Raw genomic sequence first — 25,309 nt, forward strand, 5'->3', positions numbered from 1 at the left:
TAAAAGAGAGAAAATTGATGGAAAAACTTATCTGGATGGAGGAGTATACAACAATCTTCCGGCTGATTTACTAATAAAAAAAGGCTATAAAGATTTGATAATCATAAGGACTGGCAGTTTTGGCATAGTGAAAAAAATTGATTTTAGAGGTTTAAATACATTAGTTATTTCTCCAAAGGAAGATTTAGGAGGGATTTTGGATTTTGATAAAAACGTCGTAAGGGATAACCTTAAATTAGGATACTTTGATGGTTTAAAGGCTTTAAAAGGACTAAAGGGAGATAAGTATTATATCGAGCCGAAAGGGGATAAGGAATATTTTATCCGCTACCTTATGAATTTAGAGGAAAGAAGAATTGAAAATTTAAAGGATATCTTTAGAGTAAATAAAGAAATTCCAGCAAAGAGAGCTTTGTTTGAAGTTATTATCCCTAAATTGTGCTCCTTATTGGATTTGAAAGTTGATGCCGATTACGATGAAATATTTTTGACTCTTTTAGAAAACCTGGCGGAGATTTATGAAATAGAGAGATTTAGGGTTTATACCTACGAAAAGCTAATTAGCGCTGTAAGGGAGAAAATTAATTGTGACAAAGAAGTAGTTGAGGAAGATAAAGAAGAAATAAAAGAAATAATAGAAAAGGTAATTAAAAAGATAGATGTGCTTTCTATATTTACTAAAAATGAAGTTATGAAGGAAGTCGGGAAAGTTATTTTTGGCTAACTTACTGTAATACTGCTTAATTGGAGGACAGATAAAATAGAGATAGAGAGGTTGATAATCATTTTCTTGTGTGATATTATGAAAGCAAAGAAATATGACCTTGTCTCTTTTAGGAGGTTTCCTTATGGAGTTACAGGTAAAATACCTGGATTTAGCAAAGGAGCAATTTTGAGTGCAAACACTTTGAAATTTGAAACTGCTTTTTTAATAGTTTGATGGCTTTTAGTGTAGGGAGAAGGAATAATGTATGATTATTTTACTTAGTATTATAGAGTTCGGTTGTGGCTCTTTGATGTTTTCTTATTGGATAGGTCTCATGGTAGGTAAAAGATTAGAGGAAGTACGGGATGGAAATCCTGGAGCCTTTAATCTTGGCCATGCAGCTGGCTTTAAAATGGGTGTTATCGGCGCTACTTTTGATTTCATGAAAGGCTACTTTCCACTTGTGTATTTCTTTGAAAAAGAGTATATTGCAGGAAATGCCATTGCAATTGTTGCAATAGCACCTATTTTAGGACATGCTTTTTCACCATTTTTGAAATTTAGAGGTGGAAAGCATTAGCTACTACTTTTGGAGTGTGGAGTGCAATTACTCGTTTTAAAGCTTCATTTATGTACGCTGTGATCCTTGGAATTTTAAAATTAGGGGAAAGAGTGTATAATAAAGGAAAGCCTTCTATACCTGAAATAGATGCTGTATTAGACCTTGTGGGTTTTTGCATTTTAGGTGGATTGTTGTTTTTGAGTAGTATTGAAAGTTATTTACTTTTACTATGGATCCTCAACTTTGCTGTGCTTTTATATAAAAGAAAGAAAGATATGAATGTTATTTTAAAAGCCAAAACGGTACAAAAGTTTTGAAGCCAGGTCCGATTGTAAGATTAGAAAAGAGAAAGTACAAAAATAAAACTTAAATGGTGAGAAAATATGGAATACAAACAAGCATCTATATTTGATAATGAAGTGAGGAAAAATAAACCTTTAGCCGATAGAATGAGACCTAGAACTTTAGATGAGTTTGTAGGTCAAGAACATCTTTTAGGTAAAGGGAAGTTACTAAGAGAATTAATTGAAAAAGATAATATTACTTCAATGATTTTATGGGGGCCGCCAGGGGTAGGTAAAACTACCCTTGCTATGATTATAGCTAATATGACAAATTCTAAATTTGTCACTTTTAGTGCTGTTTTATCAGGAATCAAAGAGATAAAGGAGATAATGGCAAAAGCTGAATTGGATGCTATGCATGGAACTAGAACTGTTGTATTTATTGATGAAATTCATCGCTTTAATAAAGCTCAGCAGGATGCTTTTTTACCTCATGTAGAAAAGGGAAATATAATATTAATTGGTGCAACTACAGAAAATCCCTCTTTTGAGGTAAATTCAGCCCTTCTGTCTCGTTCTAAAGTTTTTGTCATGAAACCTCTTACAGAAGAAGATTTACTTATACTGCTTAAAAGAGCGTTAAAAGATGAGCAAAATGGATTGGGTATGTACAAAATTGGTATAACAGAAGAACAGCTCAAAAGAATTGCGCTTTTTGCAAATGGTGATGCAAGGGTTGCTTTAAACACATTAGAAATTGCGGTTATGGGGGCTAAGGTAACTGAAGGGAGAAGAATTGTCACAGATGATATATTAGCTGATGCAATGCAAAAGAAGACTTTGCTATATGATAAACAAGGAGAAGAACACTATAATTTAATATCTGCTTTTCATAAATCTTTAAGAAATAGCGATTGGGATGCAGCAGTGTATTGGCTTGCAAGGATGTTAGAAGCCGGAGAAGACCCTCTTTATATTGCGAGAAGGATGATACGATTTGCTTCTGAAGATATTGGCTTAGCAGATCCTCAAGCTCTTGAAATGGCTGTTGCAGCCTATAATGCTTGCCATTATATTGGAATGCCTGAATGTAGTGTAAATCTTGCACAGGTGGCGATATATTTAGCGTTAGCTCCTAAATCTAATGCGGTATACATGGCATATAATAAAGCTAAGAAAGATGCAGAAGAGACAATTGCTGAAAGTGTGCCTATGCATTTAAGAAATGCTCCAACAAAGCTTATGAAAGAATTAGGATATGGGAAAGGATATAAGTATGCTCACGACTTTGAAGAGAAAGTAACTGATATGCAATGTCTACCGGATAATCTTAAAGACAGAAAATACTATGTACCTACGGATTCTGGTTTTGAGAAGGACATACAAGAGAGATTAGAGCAAATTAACAACTTAAAAAAGAGAAAAAAATAATTATTAAGAAAAGGGGCAAATGCCCCTTTTTCTTAAACAGTATTTTTAGGCTCTTCAAATATGATTATGCCGGGTACAAATAGTAAGATTATCAAAATAATTATTATAATCCAAATCCAGTGGTTTTCATGATGTTTGTGTTTGTCAGGCATAAACTTACCTCCTTTTTTAGGCTGACTTCTACTTTTATAATATGAAAGACATAATAGAATGGCTACAAATTATAAGAGTCTCTCAGAATACGCACTGCAAGGGGACTCTACGTCTTTAAACATTTTGGGTAAAATTTTTGCTTAACTTTTAATCGATTTGTGTCGAAATTTATGATATAATCAAGTAGATAATTTTTTATCAATTCGCAAGTGACATTAGGGAGTGGAGCAAATGGAAAAATGCTTTTGTGGAGGTAAAATAGAGATAAAAAATGTAGAGTATAAGGTGGCAAGAGGGAAAAAAACTATTATAATTAAAGATGTACCAGCATATGTTTGTCAAAAATGTGGTGCAATTTATTATGATACAGATGTGCTTGATGAGGCTTTTAAAAATAAAGATAAGTACGAATACATTTCAACAAAATAGTTTATAATTTAAATTATCAAAGGATAAAAAGGGTCGGGAGACAATTTATTATAATTGTAGATCAATACCTTTTTAATTAAATAGCGGGAAAGGTATACTACATTTTCATTTTTTATAACTTCATCTATGTCTAAAAAATCTGCAGAGTCATTTTCTATTCCATCGGGAGTAGGTGTACCTGAAACGTAGTCTAAAAGAAAAACAATGTATATTTCCGAATTGTTATCTGGCAGGAGTATACTTCTTATAGAGATAATGTTTTTACGCGAGCCTCTATCAAAGTTTCTTCTTTTATTTCACTAAGACTGCATCGTCTATGTTTTCACCGGCTTCCACATGACCGCCGGGTATTATCCATTTGCCTTTAAATTGACCATAAGTATGCCTTACCAATAAAACTTTGCCATCTTTTATAACTATGCCCCCTACTCCTACAATTATTTGTTTCATAAAGTCACCAACCACCTTATTTTATTTATAAATTGATTATACCACATAAATTTCTCACATTATAAATTAGAGAATGGTGATAATAAGATGAGATTAGTTGTTGGAGAAAATGAAAAAGGCGTTATATTAGAAAACTTTTTGAGGAACAGAGGTTTTTCTAAAAGACTTATTAGAATTTATAAGTGGCAAGGAGAGATATTGGTAAATGGCATAAAATCAAATGTGAAAAGAATCTTACAACCGGGAGATGTGATTGATTTAATACTTCCTGAAAATGATTCGAATATTGCTCCGGAAAAGTTGGATTTGGATATATGTTACGAAGATGAGGAAATTTTAATAGTCAATAAACCTGCTAATATGGTTGTTCATCCTACCAAAGGATATCAGAGCGGAACACTTGCCAATGGAGTTGCTTGGTATTTTAAGGATAAAGGATTAAAGGCTTTAATCCGCCCGGTCAATCGTTTAGATAGAGGCACGTCGGGACTGGTTGTATTTGCTAAACTTCCTTTTATGCAGTATTATCTTCAAATTGTAAAGCCTATGAGTAAGCTTTATTTTGCGGTAGTAGAAGGAAAAATGGAAGGGGAAGGTCGAATTAACCTTCCCATATCTAGAAAACCACAAAGTGGAATTGAAAGAATGGTATCCGAGGAAGGAGATAGAGCTATTACCAACTACAAAGTGGTAAAAAGCAGTGAAAGGTTTTCTCTATTAAAGGTAAAAATTGAAACTGGAAGAACTCATCAAATAAGGGTACATTTGAGCCATATTGGACATCCTATTGTAGGAGATACATTGTACGGTTCTTCTGATGATTATATTAAAAGGCAAGCATTGCATGCATATAGACTTACTTTTGTACACCCTTTAGAGGAAAAAAGCATTTCTGTTTATTCACCTTTGCCACAAGATATGCAACATTTGCTAAAATTATTATAATCCTTCCAAGTCAAAATCGGGAATGTAGTCTTCACTGGCGCTTTCCATTTCTTGAATTAGTCCATTTTCAAGGCCGATATCAAAGAAAAAATTTATGGCTTCATCATATTCTTTAGGAGTGATTTTTCTATTTATTTCTGGATACTTTTGGGCTTGATAATAAGGGGTATATTGACTCATTAAGCTTACATATATTTCTTTTGGGAGGTTTTCTTTAATCCACAAGAGAATTTTTTTAGTGTCCTCTACGCGACCTGGCATTATGAGATGTCTTATTACTAAACCTTTTTTTAATATTCCTTCTTCATCAAATTGAGGTATTCCTACCTGTCTGTACATTTCTAATATTGCTTTTGTTGCATGCTCAAAATAATTAGGGGCTTTAGAATATTTTTTTGCAAGAGTGTCATCGGAATACTTAAGGTCAGGAAGATATATGTCAATTAGTCCTTCCAACATTTTTAAAGTTTCTACATTTTCATAGGCGTTTGTATTATATACTATAGGTATATGAAGCCCTTGCCTTTTTGCTAATAAAATTGCTTCTTTTATTGAGAAGACATGAATTGTAGGAGTAACAAGGTTTATATTATGAGCTCCTTGTTTTTGCAAGTTTAAAAAAATTTGAGCTAACTCCTCAACAGATATAAACTTTCCAAATTGATATTGACTTATTTCGTAATTTTGACAAAAAACACACTTTAGATTGCAACCACTAAAAAAAACTGTTCCAGAGCCTCTCGTACCACTTATAAAAAGCTCTTCCCAATGATGTAGATATGCTTTTGCTACTTTTACCTGCCAAGGCATGTTGCAGAATCCCTTTGACTTCGACCTATCTACGTTGCAGTTTCTTGGACATATATTACATTTTCTTATTGATTCCATAGAATTTCCCTCCACCAAATATTATATCACTCTTTATTTTTTTGTATAAAGCTTGATATTTTCCACATTTTACACTTGAAATTAAAAAGTATTTGTCGTAAACTATAATTGAAAACGAAAAACAATAAAGTCCTGGGAAGTTTGTATTAGGCTAATTTGTTTTCAACCAACGCACCTTTTTCGGGAATCCGGGTTCACCAGTGGAAGAAATGCCTGCTAAGATAGGACTTCAGAAGCTGGTGACAGGGTACCCACCTGCGAGAGCGGGTATGAAAACATAGCCTTACGGCTTCGTGGGATAAGTTTGTAGCTCCTGTATTGGCAGGAGCTTTTAATTTTTTCTTGTATTGATGTATAATTTTGTTGAGGTGATTTTTATGAAAATTGCCATTGAAGGTAATATCTATGAATACCCAGAAGGGACAAAATTAGAGGATATTGCCAAAGATTTTGAGCATGTTTACAATGGGATAATAGTAGCTGCAAAAGTGGATAATGAGCTAAAAGATTTAAACTGCACAGTTTCAAAGGATAGCACAGTGGAATTTGTAGATACAACGATTGAGGAAGGTACGAGGATTTACAGAAGGAGTTTAACTTTTGTTTTTATTAAAGCTGTAAAAGAGCTACTTCCTGGCGCTACTGTAACTATAGAACATTCGCTAGGTAAAGGGCTATACTGTGAAATACATGGTTACTCTTTAAATAATAGAATTGTTTCAATGATTAAAAAGCGGATGGAAGAAATAATAGAAAAAGATTTCAAAATAGAAAGAAAAATGTTACCCAAAGAAGAGGCAATAAAATTATTTGAAAAGGAAGGACTAACTGAGAAAGTAAGATTGTTTAAAGATACTAACAAAGAGAAGATTCCCGTTTATTATTGTGATGGGACAGTAGATTTTTTCTACAGCCCTTGTGTACCTTCTACAGGTTATTTAAAAGTATTTGATATACGATTTTATTTCCCGGGTGTTATTTTAATTGCTCCAGATGTGTATAATCCTCGTTCATTGCCTGTATTTGTAGATGTTCCTAAACTTGCTTCTATTTTTAAAGAAGCAGAAGATTGGGCAAGTATTTTAAACATAAGCTATGTTTCTTCTTTAAACGATATGATAAGAGAGGGAAAAGGTAGAGATTTAATATTGGTTTCTGAAGCTTTTCATGAGAAAAAAATAGCAAAAATTGCGGATTATATAACTTCAAACAAAATGATAAAAGTAGTTTTAATTGCGGGACCTTCTTCTTCAGGCAAAACTTCTTTTATTCATAGATTAAGTGTTCAACTGAGAGCAAATGGTCAAAACCCTTTTCCAATATCATTAGACAATTACTTTGTTCCAAGAGAACTAACTCCAAAAGATGAGTTTGGAAATTATGACTTTGAATCAATTGATGCACTAGATTTACCACTTTTTAATGAGCATTTAATAAAACTTATACAGGGTGAAGAAGTGGAAATGCCTATTTTTAATTTTAAAACAGGACAAAGAGAACCAGAGGGAAAAAAAGTAAAACTTGATAAAAACCAAATTATTTTAATAGAAGGTATACATGGTTTAAACGAAAAATTGACATTGCAAATACCCAAAGATAATAAATACAAAATATATGTAAGTGCTATTACGCAATTAAATCTTGACGAGCACAACAGAATACCTACTACTCAAACGAGGTTGATACGACGCATAGTGAGAGATAGCCAATTCCGGTCCAGCGATGCTGCAGAGACTATAAACATGTGCCTATGGTCAGAAGAGGAGAAGAAAAATGGATTTTCCCTTATCAAGAACAGGCGGACGTCATGTTTAATTCTTTTTTACCTTATGAGTTGCCTGTATTAAAAAAATATGCAGAACCGCTACTTAAAAATGTTTCCCAAAACAATCCCGCTTATTCAATCGCTAAAGAAATATTAGAGTTTTTAAGCTATTTCCTTCCATTAGAAGATGAATTGGCAATACCACCTAATTCTATCATAAGAGAATTTATAGGCGGCAGTTGCCTTGATGTTTAAGTTTGGGAATCCTCAATGGATTCCTCTTTTGTTTTGTAGAATTTTTACAAAAAAGAAGGAATATTTAAGGAACCAGAGGTCCTTACATTTCTTTAGCGACAAACGGAATTTTTGTCACAATTGTAACTCTTGTTTGCAATTTAGAGAAGAAAATAATAAGAGTTTTTGGAGAAGATTTGCAATTAGGTAAATAAAATAACACTTGTAAGCATAAAATATACTTGAAATATTGTTTTTTAAATGGTACAATATTGCTAAAATGGAATTTGGGTTTTTTGGGTTAATTTGATGTTTTGGGATAAAAATAAAATCAAGTAGAGGAGGAGTTTTTATGAATGTGATTGACCCGCTTGTCAGTACCATTATTAACTATGTGGATAAAAACCCAGAAAAGAATTTGGACACGTTAGCTAATATCATGTCAAAGATTGCAATAATGCCACGGCATAAACAACAGATAGAAAGCGTGAGAAGATTTTTAAATGACAAGGAGAGCAACTGGTACAAATTTACAGTGAAAGGACTTAAAAATATTGATAAAAATATTTTAAAGACGTTGGTAGTTAATTTCTTGGTAAATGCTAGTTTAAAAGGTATTCCTAAGCAGCAAGAGTGGGAGGAAAAGTTAGGTGTTTCTGTACCATGGGCAATTTTAATGGATCCAACAGAGGCTTGTAATCTAAGATGTGCTGGTTGTTGGGCAGGACAGTACAAACCCCATAATCTCTCCTTTGAAGTGATGGATAGAGTATGTACAGAAGCAGAAGAGTTAGGTATATATTTTATAGTTTTATCAGGTGGAGAGCCTACTGTTAGAATGAAAGACATTATAAAGCTTGCTGAAAGGCATAAAAACCAAGTTTTCCATTTATTTACTAATGGAACTTTAATTGACGAAGATATGATAAGGGAAGTTAAAAGAGTGGGAAATATTACTTTTGCAGTAAGTATCAATGGTTTGAGAGAGACTAATGATGCAATACGTGGAGAAGGTACTTTTGATAAGATTATGAGAACAATGGACTTGATGAGAGAAAATGGAGTTCTTTTTGGGTATTCAGCTACATACACAAGAACAAATGTAGAGGAAATTTCAAGTGATGAGTTTGTAGACATGATGATAGATAAAGGCGCATATTTTGCATGGTATTTTACTTATATTCCTGTTGGCAGAGACCCCGACATCCAATTTATGGTGACACCTGAACAGAGGAAGTATATGTATGAGAGAATAAATTATATAAGAGCTACAAAAGAGCTTTTCGCGATAGATTTCTGGAATGACGGTGAATTCAGCAGTGGATGTATTGCAGGAGGCAGAAGATATTTGCACATAAATGCAGCGGGAGAGGTTGAACCTTGTGCTTTTATCCATTATTCCAATGTAAATATAAATGAGGTGAGCCTGAAAGAAGCGCTGCAGTCTCCTATTATGAAAGCTTATAGAAAGAGACAGCCTTTTAATCAAAATCACTTAAGACCCTGTCCACTGATTGATAACCCAGAAAAACTTTTAGAAATAGTAGAAGAGTCAGGAGCTAAACACACAGAAGCTAGTGAAGCTTCTCATATCAAAAACCTTTACGATGATTTAACAGTGGTTGCTGATAATTGGGGTAAAGTAGCCGATGAAATTTGGGAGAAAAAAATGGAAATGAAAAAAGAGGCTTGACATAAATACTAAGATTCCTTATAAATTTAAATAGTATAAGTTAATAGTCCTACTTAATGGGGTGTTGAAATGCTAACAAATAGGAGGGTGGAATTTTTAGAAACACTGACTAAACTTTATGATGCTAAAGGAGAACCTGTTCATTATACGGATGTTGCCCGGGCGATGAAAATTAGCAAATGGACAGCTTATGATATTTTAAAGGAATTAGAGAAAGGCGATTTTGTCAAAACTGAGTATTACCTTGGAGAGGAAAAAAGCCAAGGAAGATCTACTTTAAGATTTTTACCAACAGAAAAAGCCTATGAAATATTTAAAAAAGCTAATAAAGATGAATGGAATTCCCTGAAAAATACTTTGATTAAAAAAGTAAAAAATAGTAAACCTAATTCTCTTGAAGAAATAGTAAATGAGATGTTTCAAGCTAGTAAGCCTATAGAATTTTGTGCTTATGCTATTACTGCATTTTTACTAAAACTTAGGATGGCGGGAAGCTATCCATAGAAAGTATAGAAAATTTACTGGCCTCTGTTAATCCTTCTTCTTCTTTAGTTTTATTTGTAGGAGCAGTATTAGGGGTTTTGTTGTACACTAGAATAAAGAGCGATATAGACAAGAAATTAGCTGAAAATATTCAAAAATTTTATATCAATTTAAATAAACTGAATTCGCAAGATGTTACTTTACTCAATAACTTTTTAAGAGAACTTCTTGCAATTGCGTAAGGCTATACGCCTTATTTTTTTGCATATTTTCAAAGAGAAAGTTAAAAACTATTGAAGCAAGAAAAGGTTAATGATATAATGTATGTGTAAAATTTTACATAAAAAGATTAGGAGGTAATGGTATGAAAGTTTATGTCGACCAAGACGAATGCATAGCTTGTGGGGTTTGCATAGACATGTGCCCAGATGTTTTTGATTGGAATGATGAAGGGAAATCTCATGTGATCGTAGAGGAAGTTCCTGCTGATTTAGAGGATTGTGTGCAAGATGCAATGAGCTCTTGCCCTACAGAGGCAATAAAAGAAGAATAACCCGGATTTTTCCGGGTTTTTTTATACATTTTTAGAAAAAGGTTTGGAGAAAATATTGATAAAACGAAATGTGGAGGGTTCTTATGGGAAAAAGAAAAAAGCTATATCCTAAGGCTGAGGATGAGTTGGATTCTTTAAAGCAAGAAGTCGCTGAAGATCTTAATTTAGATGATGATGTTGAAAAACGAGGATGGGAAAACATGACTACGAGAGAAGTTGGCAAAATAGGAGGAAACATGGTAAGAAAAATGATAAAATTTGCAGAAAAAGAGATGGATAAAAGAGATGGTAAAATTGATGATGAAGATTAAGTGGCTGGAGCTAGTCCTTCAGCCAAAATTTATTCTTTGTGTAAAAAGAGGAAAAATTGATTTGTTGGCGAATAATTATTATTAAAAAAGATAGTGTTGTTATAAAAAAATTAACTTTTGACAGGTTAAAGAGGCATATTGAACCAAATATTTTGAAACTACTGAATAAATTATGACTATCATAAGTACATGTTAATTTGTTTGGGAAGATAAAGGGGATAAGTTATGGGTTGTGTAACTAAGCAAGAAATAGAAAATTATGCACGACAAATTGGCATTGACTTAATAGGTTTTGCCAGTCCAGATTGTTTAAAAGAATATAAAAATTTTTTAAAGGAGAGAGAAAACTTAGGATATAGTTGTTCTATTGAGGAGAGAGATATTCAAAAAAGAATTTCTCCTGAATTTATTTTGCCTGAAGTGAAATCAATTATTGCCATAGCTTTATCATATAATGTAAAATATGAGATTAAAAATTACAGTAGAAATTTTGGTATAATTTCAAGAACTAGTTGGGGAATAGATTATCATAAAGTTTTAAAAGAAAAGATGGAAAAACTTTCCGAGTTTATAAAATCAAAATGTGAAGGTGTAGAAACAATATGTTTAGTGGATAATAACCCGCTTTTGGAAAGAGAAATCGCTTATCATGCTGGAATAGGTTGGTATGGCAAAAATGGTCTTATAATAAACGACGAATATGGTTCATATATTTTTTTAGGAGAAATACTTATAAACAAATATTTTGAGTCGGATATAACGAAACAATCTAAATGTGGAGATTGTGATTTATGTGTAAAAGCTTGTCCTACCAAAGCTATAGTTAAGCCTTATATAATAAATGCTAATAAATGTTTATCGTATATTACAGTTAAAAAAGGCAAAATAGATGAAAAAATGGCTAAGAAAATGGGTAGAAGAATATACGGTTGCGATACTTGCCAGCAGGTATGTCCTTTTAATAAAAGAGCAAAAAAGGTTGTAAGGCCTGAATTTCTACCGGATAAGTTACTGCCAAGGCACGAATTAATAGAAATTTTAAATATGTCAAAAAAAGAATTTGAAGAAATTTTTGGGCCAACTTCTTCCTCTTGGAGAGGGAAAAGTATTATAATAAGAAATGCTATAATTTCTTGTGTAAATACAAAGGAAAAAAATTGTATAGAACCCATAAAAAACTTATTAAAATCCCAAAGTCCTCTTTTGAGAGGATATAGTGCATGGGCTCTTTCTAATTTGTGTGACAAAGAAATTTTAAGTGAAATAGAAAATGCCTTGCTTAGAGAAAAAGATGAAATGGCGAAGAAAATGATGACAGAAGCATTAAACAAATTAAAGGGGGATAAAATTGAGAATCACAAAGGATGAAGCTTTAAAGGTTATAGAAATATTAAAAGAAACATATCCTAATGCTAAGTCAGGGCTTAAATTTACTAATCCGTTTGAACTTTTAATAGCCACAATTTTATCAGCTCAATGTACAGATAAAAGAGTTAATATAATTACTGACAGGCTTTTTAATAAGTATAAAACACCGGAGGATTTTCTAAAACTTACTCCAGAAGAACTGCAAGAGGAAATAAGGGAATGTGGTTTGTATAGGAGTAAATCAAAAAGCATATTGGAGACGTGTAAAATTTTAAAGGAGAAATATGATAGCAAAGTGCCTGAAACTTTAGAGGAATTAATGACATTGCCAGGGGTTGGTAGAAAGACTGCCAATGTAGTTTTAAGCAATGCTTTTTCCAAACAGGCCATAGCAGTGGATACTCACGTTTTTAGAGTGTCCAATCGCATAGGTCTGGCGGACAGTAAAGATGTTTTTGCAACTGAAAAGCAGCTTATGGAAATAATACCAAAAGACTTATGGTCTTTGTCTCATCATCTTTTAATACATCACGGAAGAAATTTATGCATGGCGCGAAAGCTAAATGTGATGAGTGTCCTGTAAATCATCTGTGCTTGTATTTTAAGGAAAGAAAAAATTAATATTTTTGTAACCTTTTTAAGAAATTATTAATTGTATTAGAGGGTTAATTGTAATATCATACTGATGTAAGAAAATAAGGGGAATAGGAGAGAAGCAAATGCAAGCGAAAGGCGGTGCTAAAAAATAATTATTTTTACATTGCAATTATTTTACTGATGACAGTTTTTTTATCATTTTCTTTTGGGTATTTTTATTTAATGATTAATTCTGATCTTATTGTAAAAGGGATTTTTGTAAATAACATAGGGATAGGAGGAATGACAAAAGAAGAAGCAGTAAATTTTCTTAAAGACAAGATAAAAATTCCTTCTTTTTCTGTTATCGCTAAGTATCAAGACAAAGATTTTATTATCACATCAAAAGATATGAACTTGTCTTATGACTATCAAGAAATGGTAGAAGAAGCTTACAAAATAGGTAGAGAAGGAAATCCTGTTGAAAGAATAAGAGAAATTTATGTAACAGAAAAAAGAGGAAAATATCTTAATTTTTATCCCGAGTACGATGAAAATAAATTAAAAGAATTTGTTGATAAAATTTCTCAAGAGATTGATAAAGAGCCGGTTAATGCTAAAATAAAAATTACAAGAGGAGTAAAACAAATTACACCAGATATAGAAGGGGTAAAAGTTAATAAAGAGAAAACTTTAAAAAATCTAAAACAACTTATAAATGAGTTAATAAAAGGAAAGACAGAAAAGACAGAAGTAGAGATTGTAGCTGAGAAAGTTGAAGCAAAAATTACAAAATCAATGCTAGAAATGATTAATGGACGAATTTCCACTTTTTCTACTGTATTTAATCTTCAAGATGCAAACCGTTCAGAGAATATACTAGTGGCGGCAAGAGCTGTAAACGGTACATTGCTTATGCCGGGTGAGACATTTTCTCTTAATAAAACTTTAGGGCCGAGAATAATACAAAACGGTTACAAAGAAGCCCCTGTAATAATAGGCAATAAACTGGTACCGGATATAGGAGGAGGGGTATGCCAAATTGCTACAACCCTGTATAATGCAATTTTAAGGGCGGATATAACAATTACTGAGAGATACCATCACAGTTTTCCAGTAGCTTATGTACCACCAGGGCAAGATGCTACTATTTCTGGAAATGCTTTAGATTTAAAATTTAAAAATTCTACTCAATATCCTATCTATATTGAATCCTACATAGAAGGCAACAAATTAGTAATGAACATATATGGCTATGTGAAAAATCCTTCAAAATGGGTAGATATTCAGTCAGAGGTTGTTGAAAAATATGAACCTAAAATAAAATATATAGATGACCCGAAACTACCTCAAGGAGAAGAAGTTGTGGAGATACAGCCTCATATTGGCTATAAAGTCAATGTATATCGTTTGATTTATGAAAATAATAAATTGGTTAAAAGAGAATTTTTATATACAGATGTGTATAGGCCAGTGGATGGAGTAGTTAAAAAAGGAACTAAAAAAGTAGAAAATTCAAAATCTCAAGAGTCACCGACAGAAAAGGAAAATAATGCTCAAGTTAATCCAGAGCCACCACAGAATTCAGAAGAAGAAACTTCTTCGCCTTAACATAATATCACCTCCATTTTTATCAATGAAAATGGAGGTGATATTTAATTATTAAGTTTCTAGCGACAGATCGGACAATAACCGTAGAAATAGAGCTTTTGGTCTACGAGTTTGTAATCAGTATACTGACTAACTTCATCTAAAACGTCTTTTAGAAGAGACTCATCGAGGTCTTCTACTTTGCCACAACTTATACAGACGACATGGGGATGAGAATTGGTGTTAGCATCGTATCTGAAGCTACCTTCCCCTACATTCAATTCTTGTATTAATCCCATGTTTTTCAAAATTTCCAATGTTTTATATACAGTCGCTAAGCTCATTGTGGGAAAATCAGAGGCAAGCTTTTTGTATATAGTTTCTGCTGTAGGATGTTCCTTTGTGTTTCTAAGCAGATTAAGTATTGCTAATCTTTGAGGTGTTACTTTAAGCCCTTTTTGTTTTAAAAGGGCGGCAGCTTCCTCCATTATATCAACTCCATTTCATAAAAGATAATATTTCTCTTTTAATATTTTATGTTTTAATTATATCCCTATTCATTAATAATGTCAATTGTTTTGAACAAATCGGCAATATGGTAATTTACAGTGATATAATGTATAATATAATTGAACACAATAAAATAAGGAGTTGAAAGGGATGCAATATAAATTAATTGCTATAGATATGGATGATACTCTTCTAAGACATGATAAAACTATATCTAAAGATAATATAGAAGCATTACATAGAGCTCAGGAAAAGGGAGTATATGTAGTAATATCTACAGGAAGGGTTTATGCTTCCGCTTATGCCTACGCAGATATGATTGGCTTTAGAACTTACATAATTGCAAGCAATGGTGCTTTGATAAGAGACCCTGATAATAACACTATTTATGAAAACATTCTAAATTATGACAGCATGGTGGAAATTGTAAAAGTATGCCAGAAGTACAATACATATTTCCAGCTTATAAGTGAGAAAACAGTGTTTTCTCCTGAGATAACAAATAAGTTTCAAAGATATGCCGAATGGAATGAGCTATTTAAAACAGAATTAAAAGTGGATGTCCAGGAGATAAAGGAGCCGTTAAAAGAGTTGAACAAATTAAAAAATAGTATTTTAAAAATCATAGTTTTTAATGATGATGTTGAAGTATTAAAAAGTATAAGGAGGGAATTGTCAAAGAATGCCTCGATACACATAACTAGTTCCTATATAGACAATGTTGAAATTATGAACAAAGGAGTTAGCAAAGGAAGGGCACTTGAGATTTTGGGAGAGTATTTGGGAATAAAAAGAGAAGAAATGATAGCAATAGGAGATAGTGAGAACGATATAGAAATGATCAAATTTGCAGGTTTAGGTGTTGCAGTTGAAAATGCTATTGATGAGGTCAAAAAAGTAGCAGACTTTATAACGAAATCTAATATGGAGGATGGCGTAAAGCACGTTATTGATAAGTTTGTATTGAAATCATAAGAAAGGAGTATTTCTATGAAAAAAACAGTACATTTGCGCATAACTGGCCATGTGCAAGGAGTAGGACTGAGGTATTCTGTGTATCAAAAGGCAGTTTCTTTGGGAATTGCAGGTTATGCGGAAAATCTTTACGATGGCAGTGTAGAAGTAGTTGCAGAAGGGGAAGAGGAAAATATTAAAGAATTGATAAATTTTATCAAAACAGGTTTGAGATGGGCAAGAGTGGACAATGTGGAAGAAAATTGGTCGGATTATAAAGGGGAGTATAGAGATTTTCGAATTTATTAGTACTCTTCTTTTTATTTAATAAAACGTTTAAATATGATATAATAATTAAAAAGAGTTTTACTGATTAATGAATTAATTTTTTAATAGCGATTGAGGGTGCATGAATATGAGGATGGAATTCGATTTAAAGCTTCAACAAACTCAAAAACTTATAATGACTCCTGAACTAAAACAGGCTATTGAGATTTTGCAGTTAAATTCCTTAGAACTTAATGCTCTTATAGAGCAGGAATTAGAGACTAATCCTGTTCTTGAAAAAGAAGAAACATCTGAGGAAGAAGATGCATATGAATATGACTTGTATGAGTTGTCTAAATATATACGAGAGACAGAAGAGAGAATGTATTACGATGATTCTGATGATGAAGAAATTGAAGAAGTCAATTATGAAAATTTTGTGTCTCCAAAGCCCTCTTTGAGCGACCACCTTTTGTTTCAACTTCATATAACACCTATTCCTCACAAAATCAAAAAAATATGTGAATATATAATATTTAGTCTAAGTCCGAGTGGTTATTTGAGAGAAGATATAAAAGACATTGCGAAGATTTTAGAATGTTCTGAAGAAGAGGTGTTAGAAGGGTTATCTATAGTCCAATCTTTTGACCCTCCAGGAATTGCAGCTCGCAATTTGCAAGAATGTTTAAAACTCCAACTTTTAGCTCAAGATAATTACAAAGGTATTATAAAAGATTGGTAGACTATCATCTTGAGGAAATTGCAGAAGGTAAGTATTCATATTTAGCAAAGTTGTACAATATTTCCTTAAAAGAAGTGCAACAAGCTGTAGATTTTATAAAAAAACTCAATCCTAAACCAGGAAGTAGCTTTTCTTCTACAGCAGATGTAGGATATATTGTACCAGATGTGGAAGTGATAAAAAGAGATAGAGAATACTTTGTAATAGTAAACGATTCAATAACTCCTAAGCTCAAGATTAATAATTACTATCATTCTATTTTGAATAGTAATGATGAAGAAGCTAAAAAATATATAAATACGAAGCTGCAATCAGCTATGTGGCTTATAAAAAGTTTAGAAAGCAGAAAAGAAACTTTGTATAAAGTAGTTAAAGCAATAGTGGAGTTACAAAAAGATTTTCTTGACAGAGGCATAAATTATTTAAAGCCTATGACGCAAAAGCAAGTTGCTGATATTGTAGGTGTTCACGAGTCTACCGTCAGCAGAGCTATAAACGGCAAATATGTTGCAACTCCTCGAGGACTTTTTGAGATAAAGTTCTTTTTCCAATCTGGTATTTCCAATAGAAATGGGAATGAAATTTCTGCTGAATCTATTAAAAACCTCATAAAAAAATTGATTGAAGAAGAAGACCCTGCAAATCCTCTAAGTGACCAAAAAATAGCTGATATTTTAAAAGAAAAAAATATTAATATTTCAAGAAGAACAGTGGCAAAATATAGAGAGGAATGCAATATTCCTTCTACTATCAAAAGAAGAAGATATTAAAAAATGGGCATGTAAATGCCATTTAGGCTATTGAAAAAGCTTTATTAATAGTATAAAATAGTTAGTGTGGATATTTTTTATGAAGCGTGGGACATTTATAGAAGGACGGGACTTTAACTGTCCTGAAGAGGGAAATGGCATGAAGGATATTATAGCTTTACAACAAAAAATAGTACCAGAGTTAATAGATTTACTTCAAAAGAGATATACTATAATGCGAAACATATATTTTAATCAACCCATAGGGCGAAGGGCACTTTCGCACCAGTTGAATATAGGGGAACGAATAATTAGAACTGAGGTATCTTTTTTAAAGGCTCAAGGTTTGGTGGATATAAATCCCTTAGGTATGACTATTACTAAAGAGGGAGAAGAATTAATTGAGAATTTGAAAGATTTTATACATGAGCTTAAAGGGCTTAACAATATTGAGAGTTTGTTAGAGGACAAGCTGGGTGTTGAGAAAGTCATAGTGGTCCCAGGAGACGTAGAACAAGACCCTATGATAAAAAAAGAACTAGGAAAATCGGCAGCGAATTACCTAAAAAATATAATAAATGATGACAGTATTATTGCTTTAACTGGAGGATCAACTGTTTTAGAAGTTGCAAAAGGAATGCCTCAGCTTTATTCCAAATCAAACATAGTAGTTGTACCTGCTCGTGGCGGATTGGGGAAAGAAGTAGAAAAGCAAGCAAACACAATCGCTTCAATTTTAGCCAAAAAGCTCGGCGGTACATATAAAATGTTGCACGTACCAGATAATTTAGGAAAAGAAGCGGTAAAAAGTCTTATCAAAGAGCCAGATATAAGAGATGTGGTAGAAACCTTAAAAAGAGCTGATATATTGATATTTGGTATTGGACGCTCTGATGTAATGGCAGAAAGAAGAAATTTACCACAAGATATTAGAGATTTTTTAATGAGGGAAAATGCTACATCTGAAGCTTTAGGATATTATTTTGATAAAGAAGGAAAGGTGGTCTATGCGACCCCAAGTATTTTCTTGACTTTAGAGGACTTAAAGTTTGTTAAAAATTTGATAGCTGTATCTGGAGGAAAAAGCAAAGCAGAGGCTATTGTTTCTACCTGCAGAAGTAGCAATGTACAGGTGCTTGTCACTGATGAAGGCGCTGCTTTTGAGATTTTAAAAATTGTTTAAAACACCTTTTCAGGTGTTTATAAAATAAAAAATCAAGGAGGAATACATAATGGGTGTTAAAGTTGCTATCAATGGTTTTGGAAGAATTGGAAGAAATGTATTCAGAGCTGCATTTAAAAAAAATGTTGACCTTGAATTTGTAGCTGTCAACGATTTAACAGATGCAAAAACATTGGCTCATTTATTAAAATACGATTCTACTTTTGGTAAATTTGAAGGAGAAGTATCTTATACGGATGATGCGCTAATTGTAAATGGTAAGCAAATCAAAATTTTCAAGGAAACTGATCCTGCAAAACTTCCATGGAAAGAATTAGGAGTAGACATTGTAATTGAATCCACAGGAAGATTTACAAACAAAGACGATGCGATAAAGCACATACATGCGGGGGCGAAAAAAGTTATAATTTCCGCACCTGCTAAAAATGAGGACATAACAATTGTTATGGGCGTAAATGAGAACATGTATGACCCGGCTAACCATCATGTGATTTCAAATGCTTCTTGTACAACCAACTGTTTAGCACCAATAGCTAAAGTAATTAATGATAAATTCCGTATTAAAAAAGGTATGATGACAACAGTTCACTCTTACACCAATGACCAGAGAATACTTGATTTACCTCACAAGGATTTGAGAAGGGCGAGGTCTGCTGCTATGTCAATAATACCTACTACAACTGGTGCTGCAAAAGCAATCCACTTAGTAATTCCAGAACTAGAAGGAAAATTGAATGGTTTTGCAATGAGAGTTCCAACCCCAGACGTATCTGTTGTTGACTTAGTTGCAGAAGTTGAAGTACCTGTCACAGCTGAAGAAGTAAATGCAGCCTTGAAAGAAGCTTCTGAAACATATATGAAAGGCATTTTAGGATATTCTGAAGAGCCATTAGTTTCAATGGACTATAAGGGAGACGACAGGTCTTCTATAGTTGATGCACCGCTTACAATGGTAATTGATGGAACATTAGTTAAAGTTGTTTCTTGGTATGACAATGAATGGGGTTACTCCAACAGAGTCGTAGACCTAGCAAAATATATTGCTGATAGGCTCTAACACAAAAGGTCCGTGTCCTTTTATGGACCGGACCTTTAAATCCTAATATAAGGAGGTTTTTGTGATGAAAAAAACCGTAAGAGATATAGATGTGGCGGGAAAAAGAGTTTTAGTTAGAGTAGACTTTAATGTACCTATGGATGAAAATAAAAATATAACAGATGATACGCGTATAAAAGCAGCATTGCCCACTATAGAATATTTAATAAATAATAAGGCTAAAGTAATACTTGTATCTCATTTGGGAAGACCAAAAGGAAAATTTAATCCAGAGTATTCTTTAAAACCTGTTGCAAAAAGGTTGTCTGAACTTTTAGGTAAGCAAGTTTCTATGGCAGAGGATGTGATTGGAGAGGATGCAAGAGCGAAAGCAGCCGCATTAAAAGAAGGCGAAGTATTGCTCTTAGAAAATGTGAGATTCCACGCAGAAGAAGAGAAAAATGACCCTCAATTTGCAAAAGAATTAGCTTCTTTAGCAGATATTTATGTAAATGACGCTTTTGGTACGGCTCACAGGGCTCATGCTTCAACAGCAGGAGTTGCTGCATACTTGCCGGCAGTATCAGGCTTTCTAATTGAAAAAGAGCTAATGATTATGGGAGAAGCGCTTGAAAACCCAAAAAGACCTTTTGTTGCAATATTGGGAGGAGCTAAAGTTTCAGACAAAATAGGAGTAATAACAAACTTATTAGAAAAAGTAGATAGCCTTTTAATTGGCGGTGGTATGGCTTACACCTTTATTAAAGCGAAGGGCTATGAAATAGGAAAATCTCTTTTAGAAGAGGATAAGATAGAATTGGCCAAAGAATTAATGGAAAAGGCTAAGCAAAAAGGTGTTAATTTGATGCTTCCTGTGGATACAGTTATTGCTAAAGAATTGAAATCAGGTGTACCTTATGAAGTAGTGGATATAGACAAAATGCCTAAAGACCAAATAGGAGTAGACATTGGACCTAAGACTATTGAAGAATATTCAAAAGTGATAAAACACGCCATGACAGTAGTGTGGAACGGGCCTATGGGAGTTTTTGAAATTCCTGAGTTTGCAAAAGGTACAGAGGCCATTGCCAAAGCTTTAAGTGAATGCAAAGGTACTACAATAGTAGGTGGTGGCGATTCTGCAGCGCTATAGAGCAATTGGGCTATGCTGATAAAGTTACTCATATTTCTACTGGAGGAGGGGCATCACTAGAGTTTTTAGAAGGCAAAGTGTTGCCGGGGATTGATGTTTTAAATGACAAGTAAAGGGGTGTTTGCTTTGAGAAGACCAATAATTGCAGGTAATTGGAAAATGCACATGACCCCTTCTGAAGCTGTGAAGTTAGTTGAGGAATTGATACCTCAAGTAAAAGAGGCAAAAGCGGAAGTGGTAGTCATACCTCCTTTTGTGGACTTGACAGAAGTGAGCAAAGTCATCAAAGGTACAAATATTCTTTTGGGTGCTCAAAATATGTTTTGGGAAGAAAAGGGTGCATATACAGGAGAAATTTCGCCTTTAATGCTTAAAGAGATTGGCGTGAAATACGTTGTAATAGGTCACTCTGAAAGAAGGCAGTATTTTGGTGAGACGGATGAAACGGTAAATAAAAAAGTCTTATCCGCTCTATCTCACGGCTTAAGTCCTATTGTGTGTGTAGGAGAATCTCTTTCTCAAAGAGAAGAAGGAAAAACTTTTGAAGTAGTTTTAAGTCAAACTAAAGAGGCATTAAAAGGCGTTTCGCCAGATGACATCGTCAGGGTAGTAATAGCTTATGAGCCAATTTGGGCTATAGGTACTGGCAAAACGGCTACAGCTGAAGATGCCAATGAAGTCATAAAAGCTATAAGAAATACTATAGCTTCCCTTTATGGAAAAGAAAAAGCAAGTTTAGTTAGAATACAATATGGGGGGAGTGTAAAACCAGAAAACATCTCTGAACTCATGGCAGAAAGCGATATAGATGGGGCTTTAGTAGGGGGAGCAAGTCTTGTAGCAACAGATTTTGCAAAGATTGTCAATTATTAAGGAGAGGATTATATGCCTGAAAAATTAGTGATGCTAGTTGTACTAGACGGATTTGGAATATCAAACAAAAAAGAAGGAAATGCAGTATATTTAGCTAATACGCCAAATTTAGATTTTTATTTTAAAAATTATCCTCACACAATTCTTTCCGCAAGTGGCCTTGCAGTGGGACTTCCTGAAGGACAAATGGGTAATTCAGAAGTAGGACACTTAAATATTGGAGCGGGAAGAATAGTATATCAAGAACTTACAAGAATTAGCAAAGATATAAAAGAAGGGACATTTTTTACGAAAAAAGAGTTTTTAGATGCAGTAGAAAATGTAAAGAAAAACAACTCTAAGCTACATCTTTTTGGCCTTTTGTCAGATGGAGGAGTTCACAGCCACATAACCCATTTATTTGCTTTAATGAAGTTGGCTAAAGACCAGGGACTAAAAGAAGTATATGTTCATGCTTTCTTAGATGGAAGAGATGTTCCACCTGCTTGTGCAAAGGAATATATAAGACAATTTGAAGAAGAGTCAAACAGGATTGGTATAGGGAAGATTGCAACGATTTCTGGAAGATATTATGCGATGGACAGAGACAAAAGATGGGATAGAACTAAAAAAGCTTATGATGCAATAGTTTTGGGAAAAGGTGTTTATGCTAATTCACCAATGGAAGCAATAGATATAGCTTATTCAAAAGACCAAACTGACGAGTTTGTAGAACCAACGGTAATTTTGGAAAATGGAAAACCAATTGCTACAGTAGATGCAGAAGATTCCATAATATTTTTCAATTTTAGACCCGATAGAGCGAGACAGCTTACAAGAGCTTTTATTGACGAGGTATTTAACCATTTTGAAAGAGAAAAGGGATATTTTCCTGTATTTTTTGTGTCAATGACTCAGTATGATGAAACCTTTGAAAACATACATGTGGCGTATAAACCAGAAAGACTAGAGAATACTCTTGGTGAATACTTAAGTAAAAAAGGGATTAAACAGCTTAGAATTGCAGAAACTGAAAAATACGCTCATGTAACTTTCTTTTTCAATGGTGGCGTAGAGGAACCTAATGATGGTGAAGAAAGAATTTTAGTTCCTTCTCCTAAAGTAGCGACTTACGACTTAAAACCGGAAATGAGTGCCTATGAGGTTACAGATACTGTAATACCTAAGATTATGTCAAATCAATATGGTTTTATTCTTTTAAACTTTGCAAATCCTGATATGGTAGGTCATACAGGAGTTTTAAATGCTGCAATAAAAGCGATTGAAGCAATAGATGAGTGCCTTGGAAGAATAGTAAATGCTGTTCAAAGTGTAGGAGGAACAATAATTATAACCGCTGATCACGGCAATGCAGAAGAAATGATTGATCCAGTGACAAAAGAACCACAAACTGCTCATACTACAAACCCAGTGCCATTTATTGTTATAGGTGAGGGAGATATTGATTTGAGGAAAGATGGAATACTGGCCGATATTGCTCCAACTGTATTAGACATAATGAAACTGCCTATGCCTCAAGAAATGACAGGTAAATCCTTAATTATTGGAAGAAAATAAAATTAAAAAGAAAGGAGAAGTTGTCATGTCATCGATTATTGATATTTTTGCAAGAGAAATACTTGACTCCCGTGGAAATCCTACAGTTGAAGTAGAGGTAGAATTAGATAGCGGTGCAGTGGGGAGAGCTGCTGTGCCTTCAGGCGCTTCTACGGGAGCTTTTGAAGCAGTTGAATTAAGAGATGGAGACAAGTCAAGGTATTTGGGAAAAGGTGTACTAAAAGCTGTTCGAAATGTTAATGATGTAATTGCTCCAGAACTAATTGGAATGGAGGCACAAGACCAAGTAGCAATTGACAAAACGATGATTGAACTAGATGGAACTCCAAATAAGAGCAAATTAGGAGCAAACGCGATTTTAGGGGTATCATTGGCAGTTGCAAAAGCAGCAGCTGAAGAGTGTGGTTTACCTTTGTATCAATACATTGGTGGTGTAAATGCAAAAACTTTGCCAGTACCTATGATGAACATATTAAACGGTGGAAAGCACGCCGACAATAATGTGGACATACAAGAATTTATGATCATGCCTGTTGGTGCTCCAAATTTCCGAGAAGCGTTAAGAATGTGTTCAGAGGTTTATCATAATTTAAAAAACGTGTTACATTCCAAAGGATTAAGCACTACAGTTGGCGATGAAGGAGGATTTGCACCTAACCTTACATCAAACGAAGAAGCTATACAAGTCATACTAGAAGCTATAGAGAAAGCAGGATATGTTCCAGGAGATGATGTAGTATTGGCATTAGATCCTGCTTCAACGGAGCTTTATAAAGAAGATGGGAAATATCATTTTGAAGGAGAAGGAATCGTTAGAACCTCTGAAGAATGGTAGACTTTTGGGAACAACTTGTCAATAAATATCCTATTGTTTCAATTGAAGATGGGCTTGCAGAAGAGGACTGGGAAGGATGGAAATTGTTAACAGAGAGATTAGGAGAGAAAATACAATTAGTTGGAGATGACTTATTTGTAACGAATACTCAAAGACTTTTGAAAGGTATCAATATGGGAGTTGCGAATTCAATACTTATAAAGCTCAATCAAATAGGGACATTGACAGAAACTTTGGACGCTATTGAAATGGCAAAAAGAGCAGGTTACACGGCTGTCGTGTCTCACCGTTCCGGAGAGACAGAAGATTCCACAATTGCAGACCTCGTGGTTGGAGTAAATGCAGGACAAATTAAAACTGGAGCACCTGCAAGAACTGACAGAGTTGTAAAATACAATCAGATTTTAAGAATTGAAGAAGTTTTAGGAAGTACAGCCCAATATCTTGGCAAAAATGCTTTTTACAATATTAAAAAATAAGGGATCCAAAAAGGATTCCCTTATTTAATAGTCTGTAAAATTATAAGTTAGGAATATTGCTGACATTTTGCATAAGAGAAGTGACTTGGCGGAGCAGAAGCAAGTTTGCGAGAGGAAGAAACAGAAGCGGGGCCGAAGCTAAGGATGGCGGAGGTGGGCAACTATTAACTTTTGGCACACACTTTTTAATAAAAACCCTTGATTAAGAGATACATTAGAGATATAATATAATATGTAGTATTGTGTTTTGACAGAGCAAAAATTAGAGATAAGGCGGTGTAAATATGCTAAAAACTGTACTGATGGGTATACAGATTTTGGTTAGCATTTTCTTAATAGTAGTTATACTTTTACAAAAGGGCAGAAGTGCAGGTATTTCAGGCGTTATTGCAGGAGGAGCAGAAACGTTTTTTGGGAAAAATAAAGCTCGAACTATGGAGGGGACACTGGAGAAACTTACTACCATAGCAGCGGTGTTGTTTATAATTTTGTCTATGGTGTTAACAGTAATGATGGCTAAATAAAAAAGGACATTAAAAAGAGATGGAAA

Annotated in this window: 23 protein-coding genes, 1 other RNA gene and 6 pseudogenes (1 of these 30 only partly in view); 27 read left to right on the top strand and 3 right to left on the bottom strand. The window is 33.7% G+C overall.

The annotated features are described in order from the left end of the window. The 6 genes from JCM7501_RS03495 to JCM7501_RS03510 all read left to right on the top strand — a co-directional run. Positions 1 to 724 carry the 3' portion of a patatin-like phospholipase family protein gene (locus tag JCM7501_RS03495; protein ID WP_256201083.1) on the top strand. 431 nt of this gene lie to the left of the window's left edge, so the window shows 724 of its 1,155 coding nt (coding positions 432–1,155); its start codon lies off the left edge, out of view; the stop codon is at positions 722 to 724. Between the two features lie 51 nt (positions 725 to 775). After that, positions 776 to 940: a hypothetical protein gene (locus JCM7501_RS13120; RefSeq protein WP_173571574.1), complete on the top strand. Its 165-nt coding sequence runs from the start codon at positions 776 to 778 to the stop codon at positions 938 to 940. 31 nt (positions 941 to 971) lie between these two features. Continuing rightward, positions 972 to 1,286 (top strand): glycerol-3-phosphate acyltransferase, encoded by a 315-nt coding sequence (locus JCM7501_RS16460; RefSeq protein WP_322785889.1) that lies wholly within the window; start codon positions 972 to 974, stop codon positions 1,284 to 1,286. Positions 1,287 to 1,336: 50 nt separating this feature from the next. Beyond that, positions 1,337 to 1,585, top strand: a complete 249-nt coding sequence (locus tag JCM7501_RS16465) for a hypothetical protein (protein WP_322785890.1) — start codon at positions 1,337 to 1,339, stop codon at positions 1,583 to 1,585. A 66-nt stretch (positions 1,586 to 1,651) separates the two neighbouring features. Next, positions 1,652 to 2,983, top strand: coding sequence for a replication-associated recombination protein A (locus JCM7501_RS03505; RefSeq protein ID WP_028992654.1), 1,332 nt, complete (start codon positions 1,652 to 1,654; stop codon positions 2,981 to 2,983). 384 nt (positions 2,984 to 3,367) lie between these two features. Continuing rightward, positions 3,368 to 3,565 (top strand): YgiT-type zinc finger protein, encoded by a 198-nt coding sequence (locus JCM7501_RS03510; RefSeq protein WP_013150556.1) that lies wholly within the window; start codon positions 3,368 to 3,370, stop codon positions 3,563 to 3,565. A gap of 291 nt (positions 3,566 to 3,856) precedes the next feature. Here the strand turns inward: JCM7501_RS03510 and JCM7501_RS13940 are convergent, their stop codons facing one another. Continuing rightward, on the bottom strand, positions 3,857 to 4,015 hold the full coding sequence (locus tag JCM7501_RS13940; RefSeq protein ID WP_256201084.1) for an NUDIX domain-containing protein: 159 nt from the start codon (positions 4,013 to 4,015) through the stop codon (positions 3,857 to 3,859). Between the two features lie 87 nt (positions 4,016 to 4,102). Here JCM7501_RS13940 and JCM7501_RS03520 point away from each other — a divergent pair, with 87 nt between their 5' ends. Next, entirely contained in the window at positions 4,103 to 4,960 is an 858-nt protein-coding gene (locus JCM7501_RS03520; protein ID WP_013150554.1) for an RluA family pseudouridine synthase, read from the top strand. Here the strand turns inward: JCM7501_RS03520 and JCM7501_RS03525 are convergent. Beyond that, a complete protein-coding gene (locus tag JCM7501_RS03525; RefSeq protein WP_028992655.1) occupies positions 4,955 to 5,848 on the bottom strand; it encodes a radical SAM protein in 894 nt (297 codons plus the stop codon). The two genes, JCM7501_RS03520 and JCM7501_RS03525, sit on opposite strands and share 6 nt — an antisense overlap. Positions 5,849 to 5,974: 126 nt before the next feature. On the opposite strand from JCM7501_RS03525, the gene ssrS reads away from it, so the two are divergent. The 9 genes and pseudogenes from ssrS (at position 5,975) to JCM7501_RS03565 (ending at position 14,442) form a co-directional block, all read left to right on the top strand. Continuing rightward, positions 5,975 to 6,152: non-coding RNA, 6S RNA (ssrS, locus tag JCM7501_RS12530), on the top strand. A 73-nt stretch (positions 6,153 to 6,225) separates the two neighbouring features. Further along, positions 6,226 to 7,868, top strand: a pseudogene (locus JCM7501_RS03530) (nucleoside kinase). 331 nt (positions 7,869 to 8,199) lie between these two features. Continuing rightward, positions 8,200 to 9,540: a radical SAM protein gene (locus tag JCM7501_RS03535; RefSeq protein WP_012995548.1), complete on the top strand. Its 1,341-nt coding sequence runs from the start codon at positions 8,200 to 8,202 to the stop codon at positions 9,538 to 9,540. 69 nt (positions 9,541 to 9,609) lie between these two features. Continuing rightward, positions 9,610 to 10,265 (top strand): annotated as a pseudogene (locus JCM7501_RS03540) (iron dependent repressor). Positions 10,266 to 10,387: 122 nt separating this feature from the next. After that, a complete protein-coding gene (locus tag JCM7501_RS03545; RefSeq protein ID WP_028992657.1) occupies positions 10,388 to 10,576 on the top strand; it encodes a ferredoxin in 189 nt (62 codons plus the stop codon). Positions 10,577 to 10,659: 83 nt separating this feature from the next. Then, entirely contained in the window at positions 10,660 to 10,887 is a 228-nt protein-coding gene (locus JCM7501_RS03550) for an alpha/beta-type small acid-soluble spore protein (protein ID WP_012995546.1), read from the top strand. 225 nt (positions 10,888 to 11,112) lie between these two features. Further along, positions 11,113 to 12,255 carry a tRNA epoxyqueuosine(34) reductase QueG gene (gene queG, locus JCM7501_RS03555; RefSeq protein WP_028992658.1) on the top strand — a complete coding sequence of 381 codons (1,143 nt, stop codon included), beginning with the start codon at positions 11,113 to 11,115 and terminating at the stop codon, positions 12,253 to 12,255. Next, positions 12,236 to 12,876 (top strand): annotated as a pseudogene (gene nth, locus JCM7501_RS03560) (endonuclease III). Before queG ends, nth begins: the two are co-directional and overlap by 20 nt. A 98-nt stretch (positions 12,877 to 12,974) precedes the next feature. Next, a pseudogene (locus JCM7501_RS03565) lies at positions 12,975 to 14,442 on the top strand (VanW family protein). A 59-nt stretch (positions 14,443 to 14,501) separates the two neighbouring features. Here the strand turns inward: JCM7501_RS03565 and perR are convergent. Then, positions 14,502 to 14,909, bottom strand: a complete 408-nt coding sequence (perR, locus tag JCM7501_RS03570; protein ID WP_012995542.1) for a transcriptional regulator PerR — start codon at positions 14,907 to 14,909, stop codon at positions 14,502 to 14,504. Positions 14,910 to 15,081: 172 nt separating this feature from the next. On the opposite strand from perR, the gene JCM7501_RS03575 reads away from it, so the two are divergent. The 11 genes and pseudogenes from JCM7501_RS03575 (at position 15,082) to secG (ending at position 25,283) form a co-directional block, all read left to right on the top strand. Beyond that, entirely contained in the window at positions 15,082 to 15,906 is an 825-nt protein-coding gene (locus JCM7501_RS03575) for a Cof-type HAD-IIB family hydrolase (RefSeq protein ID WP_028992660.1), read from the top strand. 15 nt (positions 15,907 to 15,921) lie between these two features. Next, positions 15,922 to 16,194: an acylphosphatase gene (locus JCM7501_RS03580; RefSeq protein WP_028992661.1), complete on the top strand. Its 273-nt coding sequence runs from the start codon at positions 15,922 to 15,924 to the stop codon at positions 16,192 to 16,194. A 106-nt stretch (positions 16,195 to 16,300) separates the two neighbouring features. Then, the gene (locus tag JCM7501_RS16470) at positions 16,301 to 16,894 is read left to right on the top strand and encodes an RNA polymerase factor sigma-54 (protein WP_256201088.1); all 594 of its coding nucleotides are present in this window, start codon (positions 16,301 to 16,303) and stop codon (positions 16,892 to 16,894) included. After that, entirely contained in the window at positions 16,888 to 17,664 is a 777-nt protein-coding gene (rpoN, locus tag JCM7501_RS16475; RefSeq protein WP_256201089.1) for an RNA polymerase factor sigma-54, read from the top strand. Before JCM7501_RS16470 ends, rpoN begins: the two co-directional genes overlap by 7 nt. A 139-nt stretch (positions 17,665 to 17,803) precedes the next feature. Further along, positions 17,804 to 18,826: a sugar-binding transcriptional regulator gene (locus JCM7501_RS03590; RefSeq protein WP_028992662.1), complete on the top strand. Its 1,023-nt coding sequence runs from the start codon at positions 17,804 to 17,806 to the stop codon at positions 18,824 to 18,826. Between the two features lie 49 nt (positions 18,827 to 18,875). After that, entirely contained in the window at positions 18,876 to 19,883 is a 1,008-nt protein-coding gene (gene gap, locus JCM7501_RS03595; protein WP_012995537.1) for a type I glyceraldehyde-3-phosphate dehydrogenase, read from the top strand. 64 nt (positions 19,884 to 19,947) lie between these two features. Further along, positions 19,948 to 21,128 (top strand): annotated as a pseudogene (locus JCM7501_RS03600) (phosphoglycerate kinase). A 13-nt stretch (positions 21,129 to 21,141) separates the two neighbouring features. Further along, positions 21,142 to 21,888: a triose-phosphate isomerase gene (tpiA, locus tag JCM7501_RS03605; protein WP_028992664.1), complete on the top strand. Its 747-nt coding sequence runs from the start codon at positions 21,142 to 21,144 to the stop codon at positions 21,886 to 21,888. Positions 21,889 to 21,900: 12 nt separating this feature from the next. Continuing rightward, entirely contained in the window at positions 21,901 to 23,445 is a 1,545-nt protein-coding gene (gene gpmI, locus JCM7501_RS03610) for a 2,3-bisphosphoglycerate-independent phosphoglycerate mutase (RefSeq protein ID WP_013150543.1), read from the top strand. A 25-nt stretch (positions 23,446 to 23,470) separates the two neighbouring features. After that, positions 23,471 to 24,759, top strand: a pseudogene (gene eno / locus JCM7501_RS03615) (phosphopyruvate hydratase). 284 nt (positions 24,760 to 25,043) lie between these two features. After that, complete coding sequence (gene secG / locus JCM7501_RS03620) at positions 25,044 to 25,283, top strand: preprotein translocase subunit SecG (protein WP_013150541.1); 240 nt, start codon at positions 25,044 to 25,046, stop codon at positions 25,281 to 25,283. The last annotated feature ends 26 nt before the right edge of the window (positions 25,284 to 25,309 follow it).

The organism is Thermoanaerobacter thermocopriae JCM 7501, from assembly GCF_001310975.1.
Taxonomy (GTDB): Bacteria; Bacillota; Thermoanaerobacteria; order Thermoanaerobacterales; family Thermoanaerobacteraceae; genus Thermoanaerobacter; species Thermoanaerobacter thermocopriae.

Coding starts and splice junctions, on each gene's coding strand:
- JCM7501_RS03575 (WP_028992660.1), top strand. CDS start 15,082: ATGCAATATAAATTAATTGCTATAGATATGGATGATACTCTTCTAAGA.
- JCM7501_RS03505 (WP_028992654.1), top strand. CDS start 1,652: ATGGAATACAAACAAGCATCTATATTTGATAATGAAGTGAGGAAAAAT.
- perR (WP_012995542.1), bottom strand. CDS start 14,909: ATGGAGGAAGCTGCCGCCCTTTTAAAACAAAAAGGGCTTAAAGTAACA.
- JCM7501_RS13940 (WP_256201084.1), bottom strand. CDS start 4,015: ATGAAACAAATAATTGTAGGAGTAGGGGGCATAGTTATAAAAGATGGC.
- JCM7501_RS03550 (WP_012995546.1), top strand. CDS start 10,660: ATGGGAAAAAGAAAAAAGCTATATCCTAAGGCTGAGGATGAGTTGGAT.
- secG (WP_013150541.1), top strand. CDS start 25,044: ATGCTAAAAACTGTACTGATGGGTATACAGATTTTGGTTAGCATTTTC.
- JCM7501_RS03580 (WP_028992661.1), top strand. CDS start 15,922: ATGAAAAAAACAGTACATTTGCGCATAACTGGCCATGTGCAAGGAGTA.
- JCM7501_RS03590 (WP_028992662.1), top strand. CDS start 17,804: ATGAAGGATATTATAGCTTTACAACAAAAAATAGTACCAGAGTTAATA.
- gap (WP_012995537.1), top strand. CDS start 18,876: ATGGGTGTTAAAGTTGCTATCAATGGTTTTGGAAGAATTGGAAGAAAT.
- queG (WP_028992658.1), top strand. CDS start 11,113: ATGGGTTGTGTAACTAAGCAAGAAATAGAAAATTATGCACGACAAATT.
- JCM7501_RS16460 (WP_322785889.1), top strand. CDS start 972: ATGATTATTTTACTTAGTATTATAGAGTTCGGTTGTGGCTCTTTGATG.
- JCM7501_RS16465 (WP_322785890.1), top strand. CDS start 1,337: ATGTACGCTGTGATCCTTGGAATTTTAAAATTAGGGGAAAGAGTGTAT.
- JCM7501_RS16470 (WP_256201088.1), top strand. CDS start 16,301: ATGAGGATGGAATTCGATTTAAAGCTTCAACAAACTCAAAAACTTATA.
- JCM7501_RS03525 (WP_028992655.1), bottom strand. CDS start 5,848: ATGGAATCAATAAGAAAATGTAATATATGTCCAAGAAACTGCAACGTA.
- gpmI (WP_013150543.1), top strand. CDS start 21,901: ATGCCTGAAAAATTAGTGATGCTAGTTGTACTAGACGGATTTGGAATA.
- JCM7501_RS03510 (WP_013150556.1), top strand. CDS start 3,368: ATGGAAAAATGCTTTTGTGGAGGTAAAATAGAGATAAAAAATGTAGAG.
- JCM7501_RS03535 (WP_012995548.1), top strand. CDS start 8,200: ATGAATGTGATTGACCCGCTTGTCAGTACCATTATTAACTATGTGGAT.
- JCM7501_RS03545 (WP_028992657.1), top strand. CDS start 10,388: ATGAAAGTTTATGTCGACCAAGACGAATGCATAGCTTGTGGGGTTTGC.
- JCM7501_RS03520 (WP_013150554.1), top strand. CDS start 4,103: ATGAGATTAGTTGTTGGAGAAAATGAAAAAGGCGTTATATTAGAAAAC.